Below are 22,022 nucleotides of genomic sequence, written 5' to 3'. Positions count from 1 at the left end.
ATCAGCCGACCGCGCCCTCCATCTGCAGCTCGATGAGGCGGTTCAGCTCGAGGGCGTATTCCATGGGCAGCTCACGCGCGATGGGCTCCACGAAGCCGCGCACGATCATCGCCATGGCCTCGATCTCACCCATGCCACGGCTCATGAGGTAGAACAGCTGATCCTCGGAGACCTTCGACACGGTGGCCTCGTGGGCCATCGAGACGTCCTCTTCACGCACGTCGACGTAGGGGTAGGTGTCGGAACGCGAGATGGTGTCCACCAGCAGCGCGTCACACATGACCGACGACGCGGAGTGACGGGCTCCGGGATCGACCTGCACGAGGCCGCGGTACGACGAACGGCCGCCGCCGCGGGCCACCGACTTCGACACGATGGAGCTCTGCGTGTTGGGCGCGCAGTGCACCATCTTCGAACCGGCGTCCTGGTGCTGACCCTCGCCCGCGAAGGCGATCGACAGCGTCTCACCGCGGGCGTGCTCGCCCATCAGGTAGACGGCGGGGTACTTCATGGTGACTTTGGAACCGATGTTGCCGTCGATCCACTCCATCAGGGCGCCCTCTTCGCAGATGGCGCGCTTGGTGACCAGGTTGTAGACGTTGGTCGACCAGTTCTGGATGGTGGTGTAGCGGCAGCGCGCGTTCTTCTTCACGATGATCTCGACGACGGCGCTGTGCAGCGAGTCCGACGAGTAGATCGGGGCGGTGCAACCCTCGACGTAGTGCACGGAGGCGCCCTCGTCGACGATGATCAGCGTGCGCTCGAACTGGCCCATGTTCTCCGTGTTGATGCGGAAGTAGGCCTGCAGCGGGATGGTCACCTCGACGCCCTTGGGCACGTAGATGAACGAGCCACCCGACCACACGGCGGTGTTCAGCGAGGCGAACTTGTTGTCGCCCACGGGGATGACCGTGCCGAAGTACTCCTTGAAGAGCTCCGGGTGCTCCTTCAGCGCGGTGTCGGTGTCGAGGAAGATGACGCCCTGGCGCTCGAGTTCCTCGTTGATCTTGTGGTAGACGACCTCGGACTCGTACTGCGCGGCGACGCCGGCCACGAGGCGGGCCTTCTCAGCCTCCGGGATACCGAGGCGGTCATAGGTGTTCTTGATGTCTTCGGGCAGGTCTTCCCAGGTCTGGGCCTGACGCTCGGTGGAGCGCACGAAGTACTTGATGTTGTCGAAGTCGATGCCGGAGAGGTCCGCGCCCCACGTGGGCATGGGCTTCTTGTCGAACAACTTGAGCCCCTTGAGGCGGAGGTCGAGCATCCACTCGGGCTCGCTCTTCAGGCCGGAGATGTTGCGGACGACGGCCTCGCTGAGACCGCGCGCGGCGGTGGCGCCGGCGAGGTCCGAGTCGTGCCAGCCGTACTCGTACGTCGAGAGCGCCTCGAGGTGCTCGTCCTGAGTGGCTCCCAGTCCTGGTGCCTTGGGTGCGGTCTGCGTCATATCGATCGTCTCCGTCACTTTCTTTTCGGGATCTGCGGGGTGGGTAGTCGGTGGGGGACGTGCGTGGTGCACACGCCGTCGCCGTGGGCGATGGTGGCGAGCCGTTGGACATGGCTGTCCAGCAGCCGCGAGAACAGCTGGGTCTCAATCTCACAGAGGATGGGGAACTCTGCGGCCACGTGGGCGACCGGGCAGTGGTGCTGGAGGAGTTGGTCGCCCGTCCGGAGCGGGCGGGAGGAGGCGGCGTAACCGTCGAGGCCGAGCACCTCGACCAGCGCATCCAGCGGCCTCGCACCCGGGTTCTCCGCGTGCAGTTGCAGGTAGCGCTGCTCGATCTCCGCCACCCGGTCGTTGGCCAGTTCCCGCACCGCGTTGGGCCCCGCGACGGCTTGGAGGCGGCGCAGCGCGGCGATGGCCAGGTCGTCGTAGGCCTGGGTGAACTCGGCCCTGCCCGCGTCGGTCAGAACGAACACCTTCGACGGACGCCCGCGGCCCCTCGGGCCGTAGACGCGCTCCTCGCGGGACTCGAGGATCCCGTCGTCCAGCAGCGAGGCCAGATGGCGGCGCACAGCCGCGGGGGTGAGCGCGAGCCTGTCGGCGAGTTGTTTGGCGGTCTGCGGGCCGTCGGCCAGGATCAGGCCCACCACTCGCTGGCGGGTCGGTGTTTCGACGACTTCTGCTTCCATCACGTCCACCTCCCTGACCCTTCGCTCACGAATTAGCTTACAGATGTGTTTCAAAAGTCAATCCCAATCTCGTTCGGGATTCAAGCAAGGCTTGCCTAACCATCCAGATGATGAGACAGCAGGTCGCAAAGACCGGTCCGGGCACCCTGGCTCCTCTCCTATAGGCTGTCGGACGTGTCCGTCCTGACCGCCCGAGACCTCCGCCTGTCCTTCGGCAAGAAGCAGGCCCTCGCCGGGCTTTCCCTGAACGCCGAGGCCGGCAGGATCACTGCCCTGCTCGGCCCCAACGGCGCAGGAAAAACCACGTTCATCCGCTGCTGCACCGGCCTGGCCGTCCCCGACGGGGGCACGCTGTCACTGTTCGACGGCGCGCCCGGCTCTGCCGAGGTGCTGCCCCGCATCGGCCTCATGCCGCAGACCACCGGAGCCTGGTCCGGCATCACGGCCTCCCGGCTGCTGGGCTACCTGGCGCGCCTGTACGCCAACCCGCAGCCCGTTGACCAGCTCATGGAACTGCTCGGGATCGACGACTACGCCACGACGCCGTACCGTCGGCTTTCCGGCGGCCAACAGCAGGCGGTCAACCTGGCCGGCGCGCTCGTCGGCAGGCCGGATCTCGTGTTCCTGGACGAACCGTCCGCTGGGCTGGACCCCCGGAGTCGCCGTTCGATCTGGGACCTGCTGGCCCGCATCCGCGCAGACGGCGTGGGCATCCTGCTCACCACGCACGACATGCACGAGGCCGAAGCCCTGGCGGACCACGTGTTCATCGTCGACCGTGGCCGGGTCACCGCCGAAGGCACCGTGGCGGAGCTGACTGTGAACGGCTCCCTCGAGGACGCGTTCCTGACCCACACGACCGGAGACCTGCCATGACCGCCCTGAACTTCGCACCCGACGCCGGCGCTGCTCCGTTCGGGAGGCGGGTGTGGGCGCAGGCCACCACCGAGGCGAGCCTCATCCTCCGCAACGGGGAGCAGGCCATCCTCGCCATCGTGATCCCGGTCGCCGTGCTCATCGGCAGCCGGATCTTCGGCGCCGCGTTGGGCCTGGAACTCCAGCAGATGGCCCCCTCGGTCATCGGCCTGGTGATCTGGAGTTCCTGTCTCACCACGCTCGCCATCGCCACCGGCTTCGAGCGTCGCTACAACGTGCTTGAGCGCATCGCCGCCACTCCCCTGGGCAAACCCGGCATCCTGCTGGGCAAGGGGCTCGGCATCACACTGATCACGGTGGGCCAGATCCTCGTCCTGGCGGTGATCGCGCTGGCGGTGGGATGGCGTCCGTCGTTCACCGTCGCGTCGTTCCTGCTCACGGCGCTGGTCGCCCTCCTGTCGATGGGCGCGTTCACGGGGCTGGCGCTGGCCATCTCCGGCGCCCTGCGCCCGGAGGCGACGCTGGCCGTCGCCAACCTGCTCTACCTGGTGGGGATGCCGCTGGGGATCCTCCTGCCGTTGGACCGTTTCCCCGAATGGGCGGCCACCGCCATCGCGTTCCTCCCCACCGGCGCTCTCGGGGAGGCCCTGCGACAGGGCTCCCAGGGCGTGGTTCCGGGGTGGCCGCTGTTGGTGGCAGCTCTCTGGTGCGCCGCCACCCTGCTGCTGGCACGAAAGGTGTTCACGTGGACCTCGTGAAGAAACTGTTCGACGGTGACCGTGCGCTGCGCACCTGGTTGTGGATCTCACTGGTCTGCAACATGGGGATCATCGTCACCGGCGCGGTGGTGCGCCTGACCGCCTCCGGGCTGGGCTGCTCCGAGTGGCCCCGGTGCACGCCGGACACCTGGACGAACACGCCTGAGGCCGGCATCCACGGCACCATCGAGTTCGGCAACAGGCTGCTCACGTTCGTGCTCGCCGCCGCAGCCCTCGGCGCGTTCATCGCCGCCTGGCGCAACCGCGGCCGCCTGAGCCGGCTGTGGTGGTTGACGCTCGGGGTGGGCATCGGCATCCCCTTCCAGGGCGTCATCGGAGGCTTCACGGTGTGGAGCGGCCTCAACCCCTTCGTCGTGGCCCTCCACCTGCTGCTGTCGGTTCTCCTGATCGTCCTCTGCGTGTGGGCGCTCGCGCTCGGCTACCGGGTCCACCCCACTCCCCTGGCCCCCGGAGCCAGGTGGCTGGTGGTCCTGACGTTCGCCGCCACCATGGCGTCGATCTGGCTCGGTACGGTGGTCACCGGCTCCGGCCCGCACGCCGGCGACTCCACGGCCCCGCGCACGGGGTTCGACCTCGAGTTCGTCTCGCGCCTCCATGCGCTGTCGGCCTGGCTCGTCGTCGGCCTGGCCATCGTGTGTCTGGTGGTGTTCGCCCGCTCCCGCCTGGAGCAGCCACGCAAGAGCGCCCGCCTGCTGTTGGTCACCGTGGCGCTGCAGGGTGTCATCGGCTACGTCCAGTACTTCTTCGGCCTGCCCATCGGCGTCGTCGCCCTGCACATGGTGGGCCTCACCCTGCTGACCGTCGCTGCCTCCTGGCTGTTGTTCTCCACCCGCCCAGGGCATCCGGCCGCCTAGCGCGCGGGGAGGCGCCTAGGCTGTAGGCCATGTCGATCAACCCCGTGCTCACCACCGAACTGCCCTTCTCGCTGCCCGATTTCGCCAACGCCACCCCCCGCGACTACCACGTGGCCATCGAGGAGGGCATGCGCACCCAACTGGGCGCACTGGCCAAGCTGCGCGGTGACGGTTCACCCGCCACCGTCGAGAACCTGCTGGCCGAATGGGATGCAGCCCAGGACGTGCTGCTCCGGGCGATGAACGCCTTCTTCGCGGTCTACGCGTCCGACGCCACCGACGAGATGATCGCCATCGAGGAGGAGATCGCGCCGCGCCTCGCCGAGCACAGCGACGCCATCTACCTCGATCGCGACCTCTACGCCCGCCTGCAGTCCCTCGAGGCCCGGATCGCCAACGGCGAGACCGAGGCTGACGCCCAGGACCGCTACGCGCTCGACGAACTGCTGCGCTCGTTCCGCCGCGCCGGTGTCGCGCTCACCGACGACGAACAGACGCGCCTCCGTGCGATGAACAAGCGGCTCGCGGAGCTGTCCAGCCGCTTCGAGACCCTGAACCGCGAGGCCCGCGTCGCCGGCGGTTTCGCCGTGACCGAAGCGGAAATCACGGGGCTCACCGAGGACGAGAAGGCAGCGCTGAAAACCGACGACGGATACCGGATCGAGTTGGTGAACACGACCCAACAGCCGCTGGCCGCCAAGCTCGCCGACGCCGGCGTGCGCCGTCGGCTGCTGGAGGCTTCCACCACCCGCGCCCTGTCCGGCGAGTTCGACACCCGTGAGCTCGTCGTCGAGATCGCCCGCCTCCGCGCTGAGCGCGCCACACTCCTCGGGTACCCGAACCACGCGGCGATCGTCGCCGAGGCCGGTACCGCCAAGACGGTCGACGCCATCCTGGAGATGCTCGTGCCCCTGGCCCAGGCCGCTCTGGCCAAGGCCGTCGAGGAGAGCAGGGACCTCCGCGAGCGGTACGCCGAGCTGAGTCCGGGGGCCGAGTTCACGGCTGCCGACTGGACCTTCGTGGAGGCGATCGTCCGCCGCGAGCGCTTCGCCTTCGACGAGGCCGAGTTGGGCGAATACCTGCAGGTGGACAAGGTGCTCAAGGCCGTCTACGCGGCGGCCGAGGAACTCTACGGACTCACCTTCACGCTGCGCGAGGACCTGGGCGGACACGTTCCCGGCACCCAGACCTACGAGGTGCACGACGACGAGGGCATCATCGGCCTGTTCGTGATGGACTTCTGGGCCCGCCCCACGAAGAACGGCGGCGCCTGGATGAGCAACCTTGTGGACCAGTCGGACCGCACCGGCGATCTGCCGGTGGTGACGAACAACTGCAACTACACCCCGACGACCACGGCCATCTCCTGGGACGACGTGATCACCATGTTCCACGAGTTCGGCCACGCGCTGCACGGCCTGTTGGCCAGTTCCCGCTACGCGGGACGCTCGGGCGCCAACACCCCGCGCGACTTCGTCGAGTTCCCCAGCCAGGTCAACGAACACTGGGCCTGGACCCCTGGCCGCGTGCTGCCCGCCGAGTGGATCACCAAGCTGGAAGAGGCCTCCGCGTTCGGCCAGGGCTACGCCACCGCCGAGACGGAGCTCGCCTCGCTACTCGACCTGGTCTGGCACACCACCCCGCTGGAGGAACTGCCCACGTCGGCAGACGACGTGGAGGGCTTCGAGCGCCGCGCCCTCGAGAAGTACGGTCTTGTCAACGAGCTGGTTCCCCCGCGCTACCGCACGCAGTACTTCGCCCACATCTGGGGCGGCGGCTACGCGGCCAGCTACTACGGCTACGCGTGGGCGAAGGTGATGGACGCCGACGCGGTGGGCTGGTTCACGGAGAACACCGAGGGCGATTCCCCGGCCATGACGCTGCGCCAGGCCGGCGAACACTTCCGCCGCACGTTGCTGGCTCCCGGCGGCTCCGTCGATCCGATGGAGACCTACCGGAGCTTCCGCGGGCGCGACCCGGAACTCGCGCCACTGCTCGCCCGCCTCGGACTGACGATCTGAGAGGCTCCGGCATGGATATCAAGGCCGCACTGCACCGGCAGCTTCGTCTGCAGCGTGAGGCGCTCCTGTGGAAGGCGGAGGGACTGGACGAGCGCGACCTGCGCCTGCCCCGCACCCCCACCGGCACCAACCTGTTGGGGCTGATCAAGCACTGCCTGGCTGTCGAGCACGGCTATTTCGTGACCAGCATGGGGCGAGCGTCCGAGCTCAGGCTCCCGGAGATCGACTTCGAGCAGGATCCGAACGCCGACATGTACGCCACCGGGGATGAGCGCGCCGACGACCTCATCGAGCTGTACCGGGCGGTGGCGGTCGAGGTCGACCAGGCGATCGACGAGCTGGACCTCGACGCGCCCGGGAGGGTCGAATGGTGGGGCGAGCGCGGCGACACCACGCTGGGGTTCCTCCTCGCGCATGTGCTCGGCGACATCGCACGCCACGCCGGCCACGCCGACATCCTCCGCGAGGGGATCGACGGCCGGCTCGGCGTGCTGGCGCAGAACACCAACATGTGGGAGCCGGACGGCGGCTGGGACACCCACGTCCTGCGGCTCACCGGCATCGCCGAGGGCTTCAGCCAGCAGTGACCTCGTGGGTTTCTTCCTCCGGTGTGCGGAGGAAGAAGCCGGCGATCACCGCAGCCGTCCACACCGCACCCACCCCCAGGAACGCCCAGTGCGCTCCCTGCAGCATGGCCGCGGACAATCAGCCAGCCCGTGGCCGCGACACCCCTGTCACCGGGAATAGCGCAGCGGGTTCGGGAAGCAGGAGGCCTCCGTCGCGATCCTCAGGTCGGCCGCGATCAGTCCCCTCTCCCGTAGCGGGTAGAGCTCCGAGACCACCCGGTCGCGGATCGTGGCGGGGCTGAGGGTGTTCAGGTAGATCTTCGTGGCGCCCTCGAACCCGGCAAGCGTCGACACGCGCCACTTCAGCATGACCCGCCACGGCATGGCCAGGTTCACGTCGATGGGCCGGTAGTGCCACTCCTCATTCGAGGGCACCCGGGCCCCGGTGGCCGCATGCATGGCGTGGATCAGGTCGGACATCCCCCTGATCTCGTCCGGGTGCTGTTCCCAGGGGTCCGAGTGCTGTGACCGGGAATAGATCTCAACCGTCGGGTACCGGTGGCCGAACCCGGCGAACGCGACGGCGTGCTCGTTCTCCGCGATGATCAGGTTGCGCCGCGCGGCGTAGTTGGCGGCCGCGTCGTTGAAAATGTTGGGGTTCTCGCGCAGCCTGACCAGTTCCGCCTCCTGCTGGTGGCCGCGGTCGTCGATGGAGACAAGCTGCTTGTGGAGGTGGTCGAACGAGGCGCCGGCAGGTCTCAGCCAGTTCTGGAACACCGCCACGTAGCGGGCGTACCGGTTGACCTCGAACGCCATCCGCGTGCACTCGACGGTGTAGGCGATGAACTGCGCATGCTCCTCCGGGGTGAGCGTGCCTGAGGCGGCCAACTCCGAGTCGTCGGCGGCCGCATCGACGAAGTGTCGCCGGGCGATGACCAGGTCGTGGCCCCCGCCGAAGAAGCCTGACGCGGTCTGCAGCTTCTCCTCGTGGCTGAGTGCGGCCACCTCCGCGTCGGTCAGGCCACGGGCGTAAAGCTTCGCCTCCGTCACCCGCATCACGTGGTCGAGCCCCGCCGGCGATGCCAGATATGCCTCCCGCCGCTCGGCGACCGGGGCCGGCAACTCGAACCCGTAGTTCTTGTGCCAGTAGTCGTAGCTCAGGATCTCGAAGAGGTTCGGCACCCTCCGGAACTCCGCGACGGTGGTGAACAGCTCTTCAGCCGGCGTGCGGTAGAGGGTCGCCCAGGAACCGTCGTCGCGACGGACGACCCGGGACTTCTCGGGCGGGGTCTCCATGTAGCGCTGCTCGCAGAAGGGGCAGTGGCGGCCGCGCTCGTCGTCGCGGATGGGCAGCGGATGGGGAGCGATGAGGCCGAGCGGCCGGTCCCCCCGGCCGGGTACGGTCCACACCTCGGTGCCCGTGAACGGGTTGAGCTGCTTGACCGTCCCGTCGCGCAGTTCGGTGATGTACTCGGGTTCGCGCACGAGCGGTGCCATGTTCCGACATTAGCCGCGGCAGGCGTGGCAAGGTGGAAGTCATGACAGACCTCTCGCATCCCGCCACCGAGGAGCACGCTTCCCCCTGGTTCGATCTCGACGCCTACGTGTCGCTGCCCCGCCTCGGCGCCCTCAGGCTCAGCCCCGACGGCGAGACCCTGGTGTGCTCGGTCCAGGGAGTCACCGCAGACAGGACGGGATACGCCAGCGCCCTGTGGCGCGTGGACCCGCACGGCGAGCGGGCCGCCACCCGCTACACGCGCTCTGTGCAGGGCGAGTCCGCCGCAGGTTTCCTGCCCGACGGGTCCCTGCTGTTCACCTCCAAGCGCGACGTACCGGCCGTCGGCGAGGACGAGCCGAAGAAGTCGACGACCGCCCTGTGGTGCCTGCCTGCCGACGGTGGCGAGGCCTACGTGCTCGCCCGTCGCGACGGCGGCTGGGGCGACGTCCTCACCAGCCCGTTGTCCGACACCGTCGTGCTCGGAGTGCTGATGCACGCGGGAGTTGAGGACGAGGAGGCCGACGCGGCCAAGCGTGAGGCGCGCGGCAAGAGGAAGATCTCGGCGATCCTGCACGACGGCTACCCCGTGCGCTTCTGGGATAAGGACCTCGGCCCCGAGACGACGCGGCTGAAGGCCGCCACCGTCGGCGGCGACGGAGACCGCTCCTTGGAAGGCCTGCGCGATCTGACCGGTGACGTCGGCCGCTCGGTGCGGGATGCCGTGCTCTCCCGCGACGGCGCCGCGCTCGCCGTCGTCTGGGGCGTGCCACGGCCCGCGGGCGAGACCATGTCGCAGCTCGAGCTGATCGACGTGGCCAGCGGCCAGCGCCGCACCCTGGCCGCCGACGACGGGCACGAGTACGGCAGCCCCATCTTCACCGACGACGGCGCCACCGTCGCCTGCGTTCGCACGGCGCGCTCCACCGCTGAGCGCGCTCCGCGGCCCACCCTGTGGCTGATCGACGTCGCATCCGGCGAGGGACACGAGGTCGCCAGCGGCTGGGACCGGTGGGCCACCCCCGTCGCCTTCTCGCCTGACGGCCGCACCCTGTACGCGACCGCGGACGACGACGGCACCTGCCCGATCTTCGCCATCGACGTCGCCTCCGGCGAGGTGCGCCGGCTCACCGGCGACGGCTCCCACTCGTCAGTGCTGCGCAGCCCTGACGGCACCACGCTGTACGCCCTCCGGGCCTCGTACGCGAGCCCGGGCGAGATCGTCGCGGTCGAGGCCGCCTCTGGCACCGCCACAGTGCTGCGTGCCCCCGTCGAGTACCCGCCGCTCCCCGGCCGCCTCGAGCGCGTCGAGACGGAGGCGTCCGACGGCACTCGCGTCCCCGGCTGGCTCATCCTCCCCGAGGGCGCTTCGGCGGGCCAGCCCGCCCCGCTCACGCTGTGGGTGCACGGCGGCCCGCTGAATTCGTGGAACTCCTGGTCCTGGCGCTGGTGCCCCTGGCTGCTCGTCTCGAGGGGGCAGGCGGTGTTGCTGCCCGACCCTGCCCTGTCGACCGGCTACGGCCAGAGCTACATCCAGCGGGGCTGGGGTCGGTGGGGCGCCGAACCCTTCACAGACGTGATGGCGCTGACCGACGCGGCCGAGGCCCGCGACGACATCCGCAGCGATGCCTCGGTGATGATGGGCGGCTCGTTCGGTGGCTACATGGCCAACTGGATCGCCACCCAGACCGACCGGTTCACGGCGATCGTCAGTCATGCGTCGCTCTGGAACCTCGGCAACTTCGGGCCCACGACCGACGCCGCCTGGTACTGGAAGCGTGAGATGACGCCGGAGATGCAGGCGAAGTTCTCGCCCCACCAGTTCGCCGCGCAGATCACGACGCCCATGCTGGTCATCCATGGGGACAAGGACTACCGCGTCCCGATCGGCGAAGGACTCGCGCTCTGGTGGGCCCTGGCGAGCGCCTTCGACGGCGACCCCGCGGACCTGCCGCACCGGTTCCTGTACTTCCCGAACGAGAACCACTGGATCCTCACGCCCCAGCACGCCAAGGTCTGGTACGACACGGTGCTGGAGTTCGTGGCCGCACGACGCGAGGGGCGCGCGATGGGGGCCGTGGAGAACCTGTGAGGCCCCCCGGGCACGCCGTCAGAAGAGCAGCGGGTCGATCGCGACGGCGAGGAAGAGGATCGCGAGATAGGTGTTGGAGTAGTGGAAGAGCTTCATCGCCTTGAGCTGCGCCCCCTCCATGCCCGCCCGGGCGCGGCGCCACAGCTGGAGCGCCTCCCACAGGAAGATCAGGCCGGTGACCAGCGCGACGGCCGGGTACAGCCATCCCGTGGGCGTCACCGGCCACAGGAGCAGCGACATCACGACGGTGGCCACGGAGTACCAGAAGATCTGGGCCCCCACCTGCGGTGCGGTGCGCACCACGGGGAGCATGGGCACGTCGGCCGCGGCGTAATCATCCTTGTACCGGAACGCCAACGCCCACGTGTGGGGCGGGGTCCAGAGGAACACCACGCCGAACAGGATGAACGGTGCCCACGCAACGGAACCGGTCACGGCGGTCCAGCCGATGAGTGGCGGAAAGCAGCCGGCGATACCGCCCCAGACGATGTTCTGGGAGGTGCGGCGCTTGAGCCACATGGTGTAGACGAAGACATAGAAGGCGTTCGCCACCAGCGCGAGGATGGCGGAGAGCCAGTTGGCGCCGAAGCCCAGCACCAGCGTGGCCAGCACGCCCAGCACGATGCCGAAGACGAGAGCGTTGCGCGTGGAGATCTGGTGGCGCGGCACGGGACGACGGCGGGTGCGGCGCATGATCTCGTCGATGTCGGCGTCGATCACACAGTTGAAGGTGTTGGCCGAGGCTGCGGCGAACATGCCGCCGATCATCGTCCAGAGGATCAGTTCCCACGGGGGCAGCCCACCAGCTGCCAGGAACATGGCGGGCACGGTCGTCACGAGCAGCAACTCGATGATCCGGGGTTTCGTCAGTGCCACATAGGCCCGTATGACGTCGCCGAAGCGAGCCTCCGTAGGCTGGGCCTGAGCCTGGACCGCCACACGCACCCCGATTCTCGTCTTCGCGATTTCCGAAGCAGTCTACCCGCCCGCCCGCCGGGCACCTAAGCGATGATTCCCGGTGCCCGGCCAGCGGACGAGCGATTGCTTCCCCACCCCGCCGGGTGCGTCTAGTGTTGGTCCCGATGAACGCCTACACCAATCCCCTGCGCGATCCCCAGGACCGCCGCCTGCCTCGCATCGCCGGACCCTGCGTCCTGGTCATCTTCGGTGTGACGGGTGACCTGTCGCGCAAGAAGCTGATGCCCGCCGTCTACGACCTGGCCAACCGCGGCCTGTTGCCGCCCGGTTTCGCGCTGGTGGGCTTCGCGCGCCGCGACTGGGCGAACCAGGATTTCGCCCAGGTGGTGCACGACGCGGTGAAGGAGAATGCCCGCACCCCGTTCCGCGAAGAGGTCTGGGAACAACTCCTGGAGGGCATCCGGTTCGTCTCCGGTTCCTTCAACGACGACGCCTCGTTCGAGCGCCTCGGGGCAACCATCCGCGAACTGGACACCACCCGGGGCACCGGTGGCAACCACGCGTTCTACCTGTCCATCCCCCCGTCGGGCTTCGAGCCGGTCATGACGATGCTGCGCAAGCACGGCCTGACGGAGCGCGTCGCGGACGACAACTGGAACCGCGTGGTCATCGAGAAGCCCTTCGGCCACGACCTGGCCTCCGCCAAGGAACTCGACGCGGTGGTCAGTTCGCTGTTCCAGCCGCACGAGGTCTTCCGCATCGACCACTACCTGGGCAAGGAAACCGTCCAGAACATGTTGGCGCTGCGCTTCGCGAACCAGATGTTCGAGCCCATCTGGAACAACCACTACGTCAGCCATGTGGAGATCACGATGGCCGAGGACATCGGCATCGGTGGCCGCGCCGGCTACTTCGACGGCATCGGCATCGCCCGCGACGTCATGCAGAACCACCTCCTCCAACTCCTGGCGCTCACCGCCATGGAGGAACCCACCAGCTTCGAGGCCTCGCAGTTGCGCACCGAGAAGAAGAAGGTGCTCGCCGCCGCCCGCGTGCCGCAGCGCTACGACCTCCACACCGCCCGCGGCCAGTACGCGGCCGGCTGGCAGGGCGGCAAGCAGGTCATCGGTTACCTGCAGGAGGACGGTGTGGCGGAGGGCTCCGCCACGGAGACCTACGCGGCCATCCGTGTCGACATCGACAACCGACGGTGGGCCGGGGTGCCGTTCTACCTCCGCACCGCCAAGCGGATGCCCCGCCGCGTGACCGAGGTGGCGCTCAGCTTCAAGCGTGCGCCGCACCTGCCGTTCACCGCCACGGACACCGAGGAACTGGGCACCAACGCGCTGGTCATGCGGATCCAGCCGGACGAGGGCGTCACGCTGCGCTTCGGCGCCAAGGTGCCGGGCACCCAGATGGAGATCCGTGAGGTCTCGATGGACTTCGGCTACGGCGGTTCCTTCACCGAATCCTCCCCGGAGGCCTACGAGCGCCTCATCCTCGACGTCCTCCTGGGCGACCCGCCGCTCTTCCCGCAACAGGAGGAAGTGGAGCTGAGCTGGCAGATCCTGGATCCGGTCATCGAATACTGGGCGTCCCTGGACGGGCAGCCCGAACAGTACGAGTCCGGCACCTGGGGCCCCGAGTCGGGGCACGAGATGCTGGCCCGTGACGGCTTCAAGTGGCGTCGGCCGTAAGGGAGACAGAGAACTCATGATCATCGACCTGACTGATACCTCGGCCCGCGACATCGCGGCCGCCCTGATCAACGCGCGCCGCACAGTGGGCAGCGCCTCCGGCCTCGTGCTGACCCTGATCGTGGTCACAGACGACGACCACTTCGACGAGGTGCTCCGCGCCGCGCAGGCCTCGGCCACCGCGCACCCCTCGCGGGTCATCGTCGTGACCTACGTCGACGGTGACGAGCCGTTCCTGGACGCCGAGATCCAGGTGGGTGAGGGGCACCCCGGCGACCTTCTGATCCTGCGCCTGCACGGCTCGCTCCGCGAACACGGCGACTCCATCTGCCTGCCGCTGCTCTTGCCGGACTCCCCCACCATCGTGTGGTGGCCCAACACGGCGCCGGACCACTTGGCGGAGGATCCCATCGGTTCCCTGGCAGACCGCCGCATCACCGACGCCGCCGGAGATCCTGATCCGCAGCAGGCCCTGGTGCGTCGCGCCCGCAACCACGCCGACGGCGACACGGACCTCACCTGGACGCGCCTCACCCGGTGGCGCGCGCTCCTGACCGCTTCCCTGGACCAGACCCGGTCCGTCGTGACCGGCGCCTGCGTGCGTTCCGCGCCGGACAACGCACCTGCCACGCTGCTCGCGGCCTGGCTGAGCGAGCGCCTCGGCGTTGACGTCCACCGCGTCGACGGTGACCACCCGGGCGTCAACGAGGTCGTGCTCAACACGGAGAAGGGCGACATCGTCCTCAGCCGCGTCCGCGAGGGTGCCGCCCACTACCGCGTGCCCGGCGAGCCGGACCGCACCGTCGCGCTGCGCCGTCGTCCGCTGACCGACCTCATCACTGAGGAACTCCAGCGGATGGACGCCGACGACATCTTCGAGGCAGCGGTCCAACGGGTGGTCAAGGATTCGGAGGCGAGCTAGATGTACACGCGGGTGGTCCGGCTGGAGACGGCGGCGGACGTGAGCCGGGTGGTCGCGGCACAGTTGCTGGCCAAGATCATCGAGCTGCAACGCACGCAGGACACGGTGCACCTCTGCCTGACGGGGGGCAACGCGGCCAACGCCATGTATGAGCAGTTCGCCGAACTGGCCGACGGTTCAGCCCTGGATGCCTCGAAACTCCAGTTGTGGTGGGGCAACGAGCACTTCGTGCCCACCACAGACCCGGCCCGCAACTCGCTCCAGGCCATCAGCAGACTGGCCCGCACCGTCTCGATCACTTCCGCCGACACCCACATGATGGCGGCCAAGGACGGCCGCAAGGACAGCCAGGAGTCAGCGGCGGAGTACGAGGAGGAGTTGGGCGACACCCGCTTCGACATCACCCTGCTCGGCATCGGCAACGACGGCCACGTCGCGTCGATCTTCCCCGGCCACCCCAGTTTCGACCCGACGACGAGCCGCGCCGTGATCGGGGTTGAGGACAGCCCCATGGCGCCGTCGGAACGCATCTCCCTCACCATCCCCACCCTCAACCGGGGCGCGGAGATGTGGATCATGGCCACTGGCGAGGCCAAGGCGGACGCGGTGCAGCGTTCGCTCGACGGCGATGAAAGCATTCCGGCCGCGCATGTGCGCGGCCGGAATGCAACTCTGTGGTTCCTCGATGCGGGTGCCTCGGCCGGTCTCCCGGCCCAGCACACCTGCACCTTCTGAGGCCACCTCCTCAGCGGTGTCCGCTCAGTAGATGACCTCACCCGCGGCGCGGCGGGCCCGCAGTGCGGAGATCGCCTCTTCGAGGATCTGCGCTGCTTCGGCGTCGGTGCGACGCTCCTTCACATACGCGAGGTGGGTCTTGTAGGGAATGATCTTCGGAGGCGGAGGAGGATTCTCCGCATCCATGTTGGCCGGGAGGCCGCAGCGCGGGCAGTCCCACGACTCAGGAATCTGGGCTTCGGCTGCAAACGCCGGCGTGGTCACGTGACCACTGGCGCAGAAGTACGAAACGTGCATACGGGGCGCTGCTTCGCCCCGTTCTGCCTCGCCCATGGGACCGGCGCCTACACGGCTGCCGCGAATGGCGTTGCCACCTGCCACTTTGCTGTTCTCCTACTACGAGAAGTGATGGATTGAAAAGGGTATGAGGATGAGTGATCAGGCGCCGATGCGATACAGCACCAGGAGACCGACGATCGTCAACAGCCACACGACGGCGAGCACCACCGTGATCCGGTCAAGACGACGCTCAGCGGTGGACACGCCACCCATGGAGGTCGACATGCCGCCGCCGAACAGATCTGACATTCCGCCGCCACGGCCTTTGTGGAGCAGAACGGTGGCCGCAAGGAGGATGCTGAGGATCACGACGATCACTGACAGCGTGGTAATGGGCCATGAAACCAAGGGGACAATCACGCGGTACAGCCTAACCGACAGCGCCGGATAATCCACATCCGGTACCCCTGTGGTGAGCACTTTCGCCACGCATGGTTGCTCCGAAAGGAGAAACCCCCCAAAGCCCGGGCAGCATGCCCGGACGATGGGGGTCTCAGGTGGGCATGCCCTCCTGACGGGGTCAGGTGAGCGCCCGGCCAGCGATCAGAACTGGTAGAAGCGGACGATGGCCGCGAACTCCTCGGGCTGGAGGCTCGCGCCGCCGACCAGGGCGCCGTCGATGTCCGGCTGGCTCATGATCTGAGCCACGTTGCCGGACTTGACGGAGCCGCCGTACTGGATGCGCACCGACTCGGCGGTGGGTCCGTCGTACAGCTCGGCGACCTCCTTGCGGATGGCGCCACACACCTCCTGGGCGTTCTCCGGGGTGGCGACCTCGCCGGTGCCGATGGCCCAGACTGGCTCATAGGCGATCACGAGGCCGGCGACCTGCTCGGCCGTCAGGCCGGCCAGCGTGCCACGCACCTGGTTGAGGGTGTACTCGACGTGCTCCCCCGCCTTGCGGATGTCGAGGCCCTCGCCCACGCAGACGATGGGGGTCATGCCCGCGGCCAGGACCTTAGCGGCCTTGGCGTTGATGAGGGCGTCGTCCTCGCCGTAGTACTCGCGGCGCTCGGAGTGGCCGACGATGACGTACTGCACGCCGAGCTTCGACAGCATGGCCGTCGAGATCTCACCGGTGTAGGCGCCGTTGTCGTGCTGCGAGACGTTCTGGGCACCGAGGCCGAACTTCAGGCGGTCACCGTCGATGAGGGTGCGCACCGTGCGCAGGTCCGTGAAGGGGACGCAGAGCACCGCGTCGGACTTCTCCGGATCCCATTCCTTGTCGACGAGCGTGTAGTGCAGCTTCTCAACCAGGCCGGTGGCCTCGATGTGGTCGACGTTCATCTTCCAGTTGCCGGCCATGATGGGCTTGCGTGTCATCAGTTGTCCCCTTCCAGAACAGCGATACCGGGCAGTTCCTTGCCCTCCAGGAACTCGAGGGAGGCGCCGCCGCCCGTCGAGATGTGGCCGAACTCGTCGTCAGCGTGGCCGAGGACGCGCACGGCGGCCGCGGAGTCACCGCCGCCGACGACGGAGAGGCCGTCGACTTCGGTGAGGGCCTTGGCGACCGCAGCGGTGCCCTGGGCGAAAGCCGGGATCTCGAACACGCCCATGGGGCCGTTCCAGAACACCGTCTTGGCGCCCCTGATCGCCTCGGCGAACAGCACCTCGCTCTCGGGGCCGATGTCGAGGCCCATCTTGCCTGCGGGGATGGCGTCGGCAGCGACGACCTCCACCTCGCCCTTGGCTTCGCGGGCGTCGAAATCCATGCCGTCGGCGACGCGGACATCGACCGGCAGCAGGATCGTCTTGCCGGCGGCCTCAGCCTGCGCGAGGTAGTCGCGGCAGGTCTGCAGGTTGTCCTCGTCGAGCAGCGAGGAGCCGATGTTCATGCCCTGCGCCTTGAGGAAGGTGAACAGCATGCCGCCACCGATGACCAGCGTGTCTGCGACCTTCAGCAGGTTGTCGATGACCTGGAGCTTGTCGGCGACCTTGGCGCCACCCAGCACGACGACATAGGGCCGCTCGGGGCTCTCGGTCAGCTGCTTGAGGACGCCGACCTCCTTGGCGACCAGCGAACCGGCGGCGTTGGGCAGCAGCGAGGCCACGTCGTAGACCGAGGCCTGCTTACGGTGCACGACGCCGAAGCCGTCGGAGACGAAGAGGTCGCCGAACGCGGCGTACTTCTCGGCCAGCGCCTTGCGGGCGGCCTCGTCCTTGGACTCCTCGGCCGGCTCGTAGCGGACGTTCTCCAGCAGGGCGACGTCGCCGTCTGCCAGCGAGGCGACGGTGGCCTGGGCGGATTCGCCGACCACGTCGGTGGCCAGCTTGACCTCGGAGCCGAGCAGCTCGGCGAGGCGGGCCGCGACGGGGGCCAGGGAGTACTTGGGGTTGGCCTCGCCCTTCGGACGGCCGAGGTGGGCCATGATGACGACGCGGGCGCCGGCGTCGCGCAGGGCGCTCAGCGTGGGCAGCGCGGCGCGGATGCGGCCGTCGTCGGTGATGTTCTTGTCGGCGTCCAGCGGGACGTTGAAATCGCAGCGGATGAGTACCCGCTTGCCGGACAGATCGCCCAGCTCAGCAACGGACTTCACTTCGGTCCTCTTTCTTCTCAGATGTCTTCTTCGGCGACAACGGCCCTGTGGCCCCGGGCGGGGCCACAGGGCCGTTGTCTCAGACCACGTGGGTGGTGGTGTTGATCAGAGCTTCGAGCCGACCAGGACGGTCAGGTCGACGAGACGGTTGGAGTAGCCCCACTCGTTGTCGTACCAGCCGAGAACCTTGACCTGGTTGCCGATGACCTTGGTGAGCTTGGCATCGAAGACGCAGGAGGCGGGATCGGTCTCGATGTCCTTGGAGACGATCTCGTCTTCGGTGTAGACGAGGACCTTGCCGTCGGCGGCCTTCTTGATGATCTCGTTGATCTCCTCGACGGAGGTCTCGCGGGACGCCTCGAAGGTGAGGTCGGTGGCGGAACCCGTGGGAGTGGGCACGCGCATGGCGTAGCCGTCGAGCTTGCCCTTGAGCTCGGGCAGCACGAGCGAAACGGCCTTGGCGGCACCGGTGGTGGTGGGCACCATGTTCAGGGCCGCGGCGCGCGAGCGACGCAGGTCCTTGTGGGGGCCGTCCTGCAGGTTCTGGTCCTGCGTGTAGGCGTGGATGGTGGTCATGAGGCCCTTGACGATGCCGATGCCGTCGTTGAGCGCCTTGGCCATGGGGGCGAGGCAGTTGGTGGTGCACGACGCGTTCGAGATGATGTTGTGCTTCTCGGTGTCGTACAGCTCGTCGTTGACGCCCATGACGATGGTGATGTCCTCATTCTTGGCGGGAGCCGAGATGAGGACCTTCTTGGCGCCGGCCTGGATGTGGGCCTGGGCCTTGGTGGCGTCGGTGAAGAAGCCGGTGGACTCGATGACGATGTCGACGCCGAGGTCCTTCCACGGCAGGGCGGCGGGATCCTTCTCCGCGAACGCCTTGATCTCCTTGCCGTCGACGGTCAGGGCGTCATCGTCGTAGCTGACCTCGCCGGGGAAACGGCCCAGGATCGAGTCGTACTTGAGCAGATGGGCGAGGGTCTTGTTGTCGGTCAGGTCGTTGACGGCAACCACGTCGATGTCGGCCCCCGCAGCGACGAGCGCGCGGTAGAAGTTACGGCCGATGCGGCCGAAGCCGTTGATTGCAACCTTTACGGTCATGAGGAATTCGATCCCTTTCGAGCTACCGAGCGCACGGATGCGCGGATGGACATCCTCATCCTAACGACTTGAGCATCTCGAGCAAGAGTGGGGTCGTTTTAGTGAGCGTAACCTCAGCCGTCCTGGAGGTCTGCCGGGAGGCTGGCCTCCGTCGTGGGAATCCCACGTTCTTCCGCCACCTTGTCCGCCGTGGCGAGGAGGCGTCGGATGCGTCCAGCGATGGCGTCCTTGGTCAGCGGCGGTTCGTGCAGCTGGCCCAGTTCCTCGAGGCTGGCCTGGCGGTGCTGGAGCCGCAGGTTGCCGGCTTCGCGCAGATGTTCGGGCACCTCGTCGCCGAGGATCTCCATGGCGCGCTCCACGCGGGCGCTGGCGGCGACGGCGGCCCGGGCCGAGCGGCGCAGGTTGGCGTCGTCGAAGTTGGCCAGCCGGTTCACCGAGGCGCGCACCTCGCGGCGGCGGCGGCGTTCCTCCCAGAGGATCCGCGTCTCAGGTGCCCCCATGCGGGTCAGCAGTTCCGCGATGGAGTCGCCGTCGCGGATGACCACCCGCTCCACCCCGCGCACCTCCCGGGACTTGACGGCGATGCCCAGGCGGCGGGCCGCGCCGACGAGGGCGAGGGCCGCTTCAGAGCCGGGGCACGTGATCTCCAGCGACATCGAGCGGCCCGGCTCCGTCAACGAGCCACGCGCCAGGAACGCGCCGCGCCACACGGCCACGGCGTCGGCCGCGGAACCGCCGACGACGATGGGAGGCAGGCCGCGCACGGGCCGGCGGTGCTGGTCCACCAGCCCCGTCATGCGGGCCAGTTGTTCGCCGCCCTGCACCGCGCGCACCGAGTACCGGGGGCCGCGGCGCACGCCGGAGGCGTTGATCACGAGCAGGTCTGTGTCGATGGTGTAGAGGTCGCTGATGAAGCTGCGCAGCCGCCGGGCCGCTCCCCCGGTGTCGAGTTCCGCCTCCACGACGATGCGGCCACCCACCAGGTGGAGGCCGCCGGCGAAGCGCAACATCGCCGCCACCTCGGCCCGTCGCACAGACGGATGGGGCGCGACGACGGAGGCCAGTTCGGCCTTCACCTTCTGCGTCAGAGCCATGGGGCGAAGTCTGCCATATGCGGACGGGCATGCACGGGGGTCAGGATCCTCACCCGGTGATCACTTCGCTGAACACCGACGCCAGGCGGTGCCGGTCGTGGGTGGACGACCCGTCGCGGGACGCGACGTCGGCCCGGACGAGGCGCCCTCCCATCGACTGCACGTAGCCCTCGATGTGCTCGTCGTCCGCGGTGAAGCGACTGTCCGCGATGACCACGTCGAGGCGGAGGTTCGGTGCATGCTCTGCGAGCGTCTCGATGTGGCGGGCGGCGGAGAAGCCGTCGGTCTCCGCCGCGGCGGTGATGTTGAGGACGAGGATCCGCTGCGCCTTCGTCGTGACGATGGCCTCCGCAAGCTCCGGCACGAGGAGGTGCGGAAGCACTGACGTGAACCAGGAACCCGGGCCGAGCACGACGGCGTCGGCCGCCATGATCGCCGCCACCGCCTCGGGTCGCGCTGGGGGCTGGTCCGGCACGAGCCTGACCCGCTGCACTTCCGCCCTGGTCTTGGCGACGGTGGCCTGGCCGCTCAGGGTGCACACCTCGTCGGGCGCGAACGGGTCCAGGCCCAACACGTCGGCCTCGATCTCGAGCGGCACGGAACTCATGGGCAGCACGCGTCCCCGGGTGCGCAGCAGGTCGCCGACCATGTCGAGACCTTGGACCGGGTCCTCGAACTGCTGCCAGAGGCCGGCGATCAGGAGGTTGCCGATGGCGTGCCCACCCAGCGGACCGTCGCCCGTGAACCGCGACTGCAGCACGTTCGCCCAGGTGCGGCCGGCGTGGTCGTCGGAGCAGAGCGCCGCCAGCGCCATGCGGAGGTCTCCGGGCGGGAGACAGTTGAACTCCCGGCGCAGCCGTCCAGAGGAGCCCCCGTCGTCCGCGACCGTCACGACGGCGGTGAGCTGGTCCGTGACGCGGCGCAGCGCCGTCAGGGACGCGGCGAGGCCGTGGCCGCCGCCGAGGGCGACCACCTTGGGCAGGGAGGTGATGGTCATTCCTTCCCCAGATCCCGGTGCAGCACCGTGGTCGGGAAGCCGTGCTCACGCAACCTCATGGACAGTTCTTCGCTCATGCTGGTGGAGCGGTGCTTGCCGCCGGTGCACCCGATCGCGACGGTCACCTGGCGCTTGCCCTCGTTGAGGTAGCCAGGGGCGACCGTGGCCAGGAGCTCCACCATGTGTTCCTGGAACCGCTGGGCCGCCTGCTGCTTGAGCACGTACTGCGCCACGTCCTTGCTGAGCCCGGATTTCGGCCTCAATTCGGGGATCCAGTACGGGTTGGGGAGGAAGCGCACGTCGAAGACCATGTCGGCGTCGACGGGTACCCCGTTCTTGAAGCCGAAGGAGATCAGCGCGATCTTGAGCTTGTCGGTTGCCTCGTCGCCGAAGTGGTTGGCCACGCGCTGCACCAGTTGGCGGGCGGAGAGGCGGGTGGTGTCGACGACGATGTCGGCGGTGGCGCGGATGTCTGCGAGCAGGCGGCGCTCACGGGCGATGCCCTCGATCAGCCGGTCGCCGCCCTGGAGCGGCAGCGGGCGTCGGTTGGATTCCTGGCGCTGCACGATGATGTCGTCGTCCGCCTCGAGGAAGACCGTCGTGACGCGGCCACCCGCGGCCTCCAGCGCGGCCAACGCGGCCGGCAACTGCTCGAACTGTTCGCGGCTGCGCACGTCCGCCACGACCGCCACCTTGTACACGCCGTCGTTGAGCAGCGTCTGCGCCAGCCCGGGCAACATGACGGGAGGCAGGTTGTCGACGGTGAACCAGCCGAGGTCCTCCATGGCGTGGGCTGCCGTGCGTCGCCCAGCACCGGACAGGCCGGTGATGATGGCGAACTCCTGGTGCGCGACGTCGGTCATGGCGCC

Annotated in this window: 21 protein-coding genes; 9 read left to right on the top strand and 12 right to left on the bottom strand. The window is 68.4% G+C overall.

The features are described from left to right. Position 1: 1 nt before the first annotated feature. Positions 2–1,444, bottom strand: a complete 1,443-nt coding sequence (gene sufB / locus C3E87_RS01085) for a Fe-S cluster assembly protein SufB (protein ID WP_076058398.1) — start codon at positions 1,442–1,444, stop codon at positions 2–4. Positions 1,445–1,458: 14 nt separating this feature from the next. Continuing rightward, complete coding sequence (locus C3E87_RS01080) at positions 1,459–2,130, bottom strand: metalloregulator ArsR/SmtB family transcription factor (RefSeq protein ID WP_076059405.1); 672 nt, start codon at positions 2,128–2,130, stop codon at positions 1,459–1,461. Between the two features lie 165 nt (positions 2,131–2,295). Between C3E87_RS01080 and C3E87_RS01075 the strand changes: the two genes are divergently transcribed. Genes C3E87_RS01075 through C3E87_RS01055 form a run of 5 tightly spaced genes read left to right on the top strand, consistent with a single transcriptional unit; the run spans position 2,296 to position 7,247 of the window. Continuing rightward, positions 2,296–3,006 carry an ABC transporter ATP-binding protein gene (locus tag C3E87_RS01075; protein ID WP_369819249.1) on the top strand — a complete coding sequence of 237 codons (711 nt, stop codon included), beginning with the start codon at positions 2,296–2,298 and terminating at the stop codon, positions 3,004–3,006. Further along, a complete protein-coding gene (locus C3E87_RS01070; RefSeq protein WP_076058393.1) occupies positions 3,003–3,764 on the top strand; it encodes an ABC transporter permease in 762 nt (253 codons plus the stop codon). Before C3E87_RS01075 ends, C3E87_RS01070 begins: the two co-directional genes overlap by 4 nt. Beyond that, positions 3,752–4,639 (top strand): heme A synthase, encoded by an 888-nt coding sequence (locus C3E87_RS01065; RefSeq protein ID WP_076058391.1) that lies wholly within the window; start codon positions 3,752–3,754, stop codon positions 4,637–4,639. The genes C3E87_RS01070 and C3E87_RS01065 overlap by 13 nt, the downstream gene beginning before the upstream one ends. Positions 4,640–4,668: 29 nt before the next feature. Further along, a complete protein-coding gene (locus C3E87_RS01060; protein ID WP_076058388.1) occupies positions 4,669–6,660 on the top strand; it encodes a M3 family metallopeptidase in 1,992 nt (663 codons plus the stop codon). 11 nt (positions 6,661–6,671) lie between these two features. After that, positions 6,672–7,247, top strand: coding sequence for a DinB family protein (locus C3E87_RS01055; RefSeq protein WP_076058387.1), 576 nt, complete (start codon positions 6,672–6,674; stop codon positions 7,245–7,247). 147 nt (positions 7,248–7,394) lie between these two features. On the opposite strand, the gene C3E87_RS01050 is transcribed toward C3E87_RS01055, so the two are convergent. Next, positions 7,395–8,723 carry a DUF4921 family protein gene (locus C3E87_RS01050; RefSeq protein ID WP_076058385.1) on the bottom strand — a complete coding sequence of 443 codons (1,329 nt, stop codon included), beginning with the start codon at positions 8,721–8,723 and terminating at the stop codon, positions 7,395–7,397. Positions 8,724–8,764: 41 nt separating this feature from the next. On the opposite strand from C3E87_RS01050, the gene C3E87_RS01045 reads away from it, so the two are divergent. Then, entirely contained in the window at positions 8,765–10,813 is a 2,049-nt protein-coding gene (locus tag C3E87_RS01045) for a prolyl oligopeptidase family serine peptidase (RefSeq protein WP_076058384.1), read from the top strand. An 18-nt stretch (positions 10,814–10,831) separates the two neighbouring features. Here the strand turns inward: C3E87_RS01045 and C3E87_RS01040 are convergent, their stop codons facing one another. Further along, entirely contained in the window at positions 10,832–11,764 is a 933-nt protein-coding gene (locus C3E87_RS01040; RefSeq protein ID WP_076058381.1) for a heme o synthase, read from the bottom strand. Between the two features lie 131 nt (positions 11,765–11,895). On the opposite strand from C3E87_RS01040, the gene zwf reads away from it, so the two are divergent. Genes zwf through pgl form a run of 3 tightly spaced genes read left to right on the top strand, consistent with a single transcriptional unit; the run spans position 11,896 to position 15,085 of the window. Then, the gene (gene zwf, locus C3E87_RS01035; protein WP_076059403.1) at positions 11,896–13,428 is read left to right on the top strand and encodes a glucose-6-phosphate dehydrogenase; all 1,533 of its coding nucleotides are present in this window, start codon (positions 11,896–11,898) and stop codon (positions 13,426–13,428) included. 16 nt (positions 13,429–13,444) lie between these two features. Further along, positions 13,445–14,350 (top strand): glucose-6-phosphate dehydrogenase assembly protein OpcA, encoded by a 906-nt coding sequence (locus C3E87_RS01030; protein WP_076058379.1) that lies wholly within the window; start codon positions 13,445–13,447, stop codon positions 14,348–14,350. Then, the gene (pgl, locus tag C3E87_RS01025; RefSeq protein ID WP_076058377.1) at positions 14,351–15,085 is read left to right on the top strand and encodes a 6-phosphogluconolactonase; all 735 of its coding nucleotides are present in this window, start codon (positions 14,351–14,353) and stop codon (positions 15,083–15,085) included. Between the two features lie 24 nt (positions 15,086–15,109). Here the strand turns inward: pgl and C3E87_RS01020 are convergent, their stop codons facing one another. The 8 genes from C3E87_RS01020 to rapZ form a co-directional block, all read right to left on the bottom strand. Next, complete coding sequence (locus C3E87_RS01020) at positions 15,110–15,466, bottom strand: RNA polymerase-binding protein RbpA (RefSeq protein WP_076058374.1); 357 nt, start codon at positions 15,464–15,466, stop codon at positions 15,110–15,112. Positions 15,467–15,523: 57 nt separating this feature from the next. Then, entirely contained in the window at positions 15,524–15,853 is a 330-nt protein-coding gene (gene secG, locus C3E87_RS01015) for a preprotein translocase subunit SecG (RefSeq protein WP_369819244.1), read from the bottom strand. Positions 15,854–15,967: 114 nt separating this feature from the next. Continuing rightward, the gene (tpiA, locus tag C3E87_RS01010) at positions 15,968–16,747 is read right to left on the bottom strand and encodes a triose-phosphate isomerase (protein WP_076058369.1); all 780 of its coding nucleotides are present in this window, start codon (positions 16,745–16,747) and stop codon (positions 15,968–15,970) included. Then, positions 16,747–17,961 (bottom strand): phosphoglycerate kinase, encoded by a 1,215-nt coding sequence (gene pgk / locus C3E87_RS01005; RefSeq protein ID WP_076058366.1) that lies wholly within the window; start codon positions 17,959–17,961, stop codon positions 16,747–16,749. Before pgk ends, tpiA begins: the two co-directional genes overlap by 1 nt. A 105-nt stretch (positions 17,962–18,066) precedes the next feature. Next, a complete protein-coding gene (gap, locus tag C3E87_RS01000) occupies positions 18,067–19,062 on the bottom strand; it encodes a type I glyceraldehyde-3-phosphate dehydrogenase (protein ID WP_076058364.1) in 996 nt (331 codons plus the stop codon). A 113-nt stretch (positions 19,063–19,175) separates the two neighbouring features. Beyond that, positions 19,176–20,156, bottom strand: a complete 981-nt coding sequence (gene whiA / locus C3E87_RS00995; protein WP_076058361.1) for a DNA-binding protein WhiA — start codon at positions 20,154–20,156, stop codon at positions 19,176–19,178. A 49-nt stretch (positions 20,157–20,205) separates the two neighbouring features. Beyond that, on the bottom strand, positions 20,206–21,153 hold the full coding sequence (yvcK, locus tag C3E87_RS00990; RefSeq protein WP_076058358.1) for a uridine diphosphate-N-acetylglucosamine-binding protein YvcK: 948 nt from the start codon (positions 21,151–21,153) through the stop codon (positions 20,206–20,208). After that, positions 21,150–22,016 (bottom strand): RNase adapter RapZ, encoded by an 867-nt coding sequence (gene rapZ, locus C3E87_RS00985; RefSeq protein ID WP_076058356.1) that lies wholly within the window; start codon positions 22,014–22,016, stop codon positions 21,150–21,152. The genes yvcK and rapZ overlap by 4 nt, the downstream gene beginning before the upstream one ends. Positions 22,017–22,022: the final 6 nt, after the last annotated feature.

Source organism: Tessaracoccus sp. ZS01 (genome assembly GCF_022342445.1).
Lineage (GTDB): Bacteria > Actinomycetota > Actinomycetes > Propionibacteriales > Propionibacteriaceae > Arachnia.
Note: the sequence above shows the minus strand (reverse complement) of the source record. Positions and strands in the feature narration are given on the sequence as shown.

Bases quoted from the DNA above. Each gene is read 5' to 3' on its own strand.
- C3E87_RS01030 (WP_076058379.1), top strand. From the start codon at position 13,445: ATGATCATCGACCTGACTGATACCTCGGCCCGCGACATCGCGGCCGCC.
- C3E87_RS01045 (WP_076058384.1), top strand. From the start codon at position 8,765: ATGACAGACCTCTCGCATCCCGCCACCGAGGAGCACGCTTCCCCCTGG.
- C3E87_RS01050 (WP_076058385.1), bottom strand. From the start codon at position 8,723: ATGGCACCGCTCGTGCGCGAACCCGAGTACATCACCGAACTGCGCGAC.
- whiA (WP_076058361.1), bottom strand. From the start codon at position 20,156: ATGGCTCTGACGCAGAAGGTGAAGGCCGAACTGGCCTCCGTCGTCGCG.
- rapZ (WP_076058356.1), bottom strand. From the start codon at position 22,016: ATGACCGACGTCGCGCACCAGGAGTTCGCCATCATCACCGGCCTGTCC.
- pgl (WP_076058377.1), top strand. From the start codon at position 14,351: ATGTACACGCGGGTGGTCCGGCTGGAGACGGCGGCGGACGTGAGCCGG.
- sufB (WP_076058398.1), bottom strand. From the start codon at position 1,444: ATGACGCAGACCGCACCCAAGGCACCAGGACTGGGAGCCACTCAGGAC.
- tpiA (WP_076058369.1), bottom strand. From the start codon at position 16,747: ATGACACGCAAGCCCATCATGGCCGGCAACTGGAAGATGAACGTCGAC.
- gap (WP_076058364.1), bottom strand. From the start codon at position 19,062: ATGACCGTAAAGGTTGCAATCAACGGCTTCGGCCGCATCGGCCGTAAC.
- C3E87_RS01055 (WP_076058387.1), top strand. From the start codon at position 6,672: ATGGATATCAAGGCCGCACTGCACCGGCAGCTTCGTCTGCAGCGTGAG.
- zwf (WP_076059403.1), top strand. From the start codon at position 11,896: ATGAACGCCTACACCAATCCCCTGCGCGATCCCCAGGACCGCCGCCTG.
- yvcK (WP_076058358.1), bottom strand. From the start codon at position 21,153: ATGACCATCACCTCCCTGCCCAAGGTGGTCGCCCTCGGCGGCGGCCAC.
- C3E87_RS01080 (WP_076059405.1), bottom strand. From the start codon at position 2,130: ATGGAAGCAGAAGTCGTCGAAACACCGACCCGCCAGCGAGTGGTGGGC.
- C3E87_RS01060 (WP_076058388.1), top strand. From the start codon at position 4,669: ATGTCGATCAACCCCGTGCTCACCACCGAACTGCCCTTCTCGCTGCCC.
- C3E87_RS01070 (WP_076058393.1), top strand. From the start codon at position 3,003: ATGACCGCCCTGAACTTCGCACCCGACGCCGGCGCTGCTCCGTTCGGG.